The sequence below is a fragment of the Gluconobacter kondonii genome, from assembly GCF_002723995.1.
Taxonomy (GTDB): domain Bacteria; phylum Pseudomonadota; class Alphaproteobacteria; order Acetobacterales; family Acetobacteraceae; genus Gluconobacter; species Gluconobacter kondonii.
Map to the genome: position 1 here is coordinate 1 of NZ_BEWP01000045.1, position 3,750 is coordinate 3,750.

Consider the following 3,750-nt stretch of genomic DNA (forward strand, 5'->3'; position numbering starts at 1 on the left):
AAAGCGGCATGGCTGCCCAGCACGGCCACGACCTGTTGCGCGACCTCAGAGCCTGATAGAAAGGCTTTCAAAATATCACTGATTGTCGTCTACCAAGATCCCGGCAAGCGACAATCAGTGTTTATTTACATCTATATTTGGCCATAAGCATGACAACATAGATGGTAATGATTGACTCCATAAAATATGAAGCAAAAAATATTATTTATACTCGATATATGTACTATTTTTTAACAACAGGTTGCCGCGTCTTCCTGAGATGATCAATGAACTGATCGTCAACCTCAAGATGCCCTTTAACTAGGTGTGCAGGCGTTAACGCTAACCAATTGTTGAATGAAATGTCTTTATACTGTCCCGTATGAAATACGTTAATGACCCGCACCGGCTCGTCTCCTATATTTTCAATGTAATGAGCTAAAGTTCTTGGAACATAGCCGACATCACCGGGAACAAAATCAAATGTTCTTGCGTTATCAACGGCATCAAACACCGTCATTCTAGCTTTTCCTGAAATATAATATTGCAACTCATCAGCATCCGGATGCCAATGAATTTCACGCATTCCACCCGGTTCGAGATCAATAATCAAAGCAGCCAATGTCGTCACACTAAAATTGCGTGAATCAATAACCTGCGTGGCGCCTCCCGGATAAGCTGTGGGCGGGGTAGCAGAAGCACGAAATACGTATTTATCTGTAAAACTTACCGCTCCAAGATCCCGACGCACCTGCTCAAGCGGGGGCGGAACCGGTTGCCGGAAAATATATTTTTCATGCGAAGGAATATTTGCAAAAGCCGCCTCAGGCACACCAAAATTCTTTGCCAGAACTTCTAGAGGAATATGCGCAAATAATTCCGTTACCAGCAATGTTTGATTTTCTGAAAAATTTCCATCATTGAAAACAAGTACGAACTCCGTACCTTCTTCCAAGCCCTGAATAGCATGCGGGAAGCCCGCTGGAGCGAACCATAAATCTCCTGGCTCCAAATCTTCAATAAGTGTCTGGCGCTGGTCGTCCATAAGGTAGAAGCGAACTTTTCCCTTTAGGACGTAAGCCCACTCCGCCTCTTTATGCCAATGCATTTCACGCACAACACCAGGCGGCAGTCGCATATTGACGATAGCGAGTTCTTTCAACGCGCCCATTTCACGGCAGGTAACTTCTCTTGCCCATCCACCATCTTCAAGACGGTTATGCGCCATGGCAAAAGGAAACTTTAGATTAGGAATGCCACCTTTATCTGTTGCCGGCGGCAGAAAGATATCTGGATTTTGCCGTTCAATTTCCGGGTTACGCGGTCCAACAATGTCAGCTCCTTTAGAGCCCATAATTGGCTGTTTCAAGTCTTCCATCACTAATCACCCCATTCAAAGAAAGAAAAAATGAACGCAATATTGTCAACGAATTTCATTAAACGAACGTAGCGCCCGTCCTCGGGTCTGAGTCTGATTTATTTTTTCTTGAAAAAATAGCGATTATCATAAGAGAAAAAATAGCGATAATTAGAGACATGTTGTCTCCTATATTTTTATCACAGAAAAATCCGAGTGCTCCACCACAGGCAAAGCCAAATAAAACAAAGAAAAATATTCCTGACCACATCAGATTGGAATCCCCATTGATTCCATTTTTCTTGAAGAAGCTCTGAGCCAAGAAATTGAATGCCATTTGAACAACAAAAGTAACAGCCACGTTTCCATAGAGCATTCCATGATCTTTATGAAAGGCGTTACCCTGCATTCCGGCGACAAAACTAATAGCTACAGCCAAGAAGTTTACTGAAATTGTACTAAAAAATGCCAACACAGTTATAATAAAAAGTAAAATACACTCTGACCACAATACAACACTTGAAAAGGCTCTCCCTTCTTTCAGGAGAGTGCTCATCAAAACGCCGCACAAGGCTGAACCGAGACCGAAAGCAACGACAGAACTAAGAGCAAACCAAAATGCAGTCCAATTACCTTCCACCAAACGATAACCAACCTGTATTACATTACCAGATTGGACAGTAGCAAAGGTTTGTGCGTGAAAAAAAGTCCATGCATTCATCAATCCTGCACAAAAAGCAAGAATGAATCCAATTTTTTTATTCTCCATAAGGGGAAAGTTACTTTTGGGAGCACTTTCTATTGAATTAGATTCAATCATATTTTTCCCTTAGAGATTATTGTTAAATAATTTATTTATGAACCGACGAAATATCTCCGGGACCTGTAACATTCTTAAAGACAATAAGTTCCTATCAGAAAAAATTAAAATTTCTCATTCATCTGCCAACAGGAAAGAATTTGATTAATGTCAACCAATCTTAATGAATTATCTCAACCTCGAATCATTAAAATAGGATTTTGAAATGAGGCACATGGTTATTTCTAATGTCTTTGGGTGAAAGATAATTATTATAGAATATATTATGGGAAATTTATCATCCATCCGCACTCAAAATCCCATGGATGACCAACACAGTCCGCCATAAATTTGTTCTATGCTCCGCCACCGATTGCCTATCACACGTAAAACCCTCTTTTGCGGCATTATACAGGCCTACTTTGCTCACTCCAGACAACTCCACAGAAGGAACAAGGCTAAATTTACTGACGCAGTTCAGAAAATTTAACCTCATATTATAGACATAAGTGATATTATTTTATCAAAAGATAACTCTGTACATATAATTGGTGGACCATGGCTATCCTCGAACGCAACCATCTCATGATTATTCAGGAAGTCGCACGAGAAGGTTCGTTAACGGCAGCGGCCACGCGACTGAATCTGACACAACCCGCTCTCAGCCATGCAGTCCGCAAGATTGAGATTCAACTTGGCGTAAAAATCTGGCGACGCGAGGGGCGCTCTCTGGTTCTCACACAAGCCGGCGCATGGCTGCTCTCACTGGCAAATCGACTACTGCCACAATTCTCACTCGCTGAGGAACGTTTGGAACAATTTGCCAATGGCGAACGTGGAATATTGAGGATCGGGATGGAGTGTCATCCTTGTTATCAATGGCTGCTCAATGTTGTATCTCCCTACCTTGAGCGCTGGCCAAAAGTTGATGTCGATGTCAGACAAAAATTCCAGTTCGGCGGCATTGGAGCATTACTAAACAACGAAATTGATATCCTTGTGACTCCCGATCCAATCCATAAACAAGGCCTAATATTTACGCCAGTATTTGACTACGAACTTGTCCTTGTCGTTGGAAACGATCATCCTTTACGGAATGTCGAATATATCCTTCCAGAGCATCTGATCAATGAAACCCTCATAACTTATCCTGTCCCCACAGAAAGATTGGATATCTTCACTCAATTTCTTCAGCCTGCTGGCATCGCGCCACGTCAGCAGAAACAAATCGAGACGACTGATATCATGCTGGTCATGGTCGAACATGGCCGGGGAGTCGCTGTTCTTCCTAAATGGCTGGTAGAAGAATATGCGCCCCGATTTGGCCTGCACTCAGTACAAATTGGCAAATTCGGAATTGCAAAGCAAATTTTTCTTGGTAGACGCGAAACAGACGAAGAGCTTCAGTACCTCGCCGATTTTATAAAATTTGCCGCCAAAATAAATACATAATGTTTTTTATATTTTTCCAAAAAAAAATAAATAACGTATTTTTTATTTATTATCTCTCGTATGAAATGCGAGCGATAATAACGACATGTCGGAAATTAATTCCAAATTGTCCCTAATAAAATCGTATGAAATTATTATAATTTTGAGCTGATGATCACAGATT

The 3,750-nt window shown here is 41.4% G+C and carries 3 protein-coding genes; 1 reads left to right on the top strand and 2 read right to left on the bottom strand.

All coding sequences use genetic code 11. The features are described 5' to 3' along the window. Positions 1–223 precede the first annotated feature (223 nt). The gene (locus GKO01_RS15540; protein WP_099287781.1) at positions 224–1,357 is read right to left on the bottom strand and encodes a cupin domain-containing protein; all 1,134 of its coding nucleotides are present in this window, start codon (positions 1,355–1,357) and stop codon (positions 224–226) included. Positions 1,358–1,415: 58 nt separating this feature from the next. Beyond that, positions 1,416–2,156: a YoaK family protein gene (locus GKO01_RS15545; RefSeq protein WP_099287782.1), complete on the bottom strand. Its 741-nt coding sequence runs from the start codon at positions 2,154–2,156 to the stop codon at positions 1,416–1,418. Positions 2,157–2,693: 537 nt separating this feature from the next. Here GKO01_RS15545 and GKO01_RS15550 point away from each other — a divergent pair. After that, positions 2,694–3,587, top strand: a complete 894-nt coding sequence (locus GKO01_RS15550; protein ID WP_099287783.1) for a LysR family transcriptional regulator — start codon at positions 2,694–2,696, stop codon at positions 3,585–3,587. The last annotated feature ends 163 nt before the right edge of the window (positions 3,588–3,750 follow it).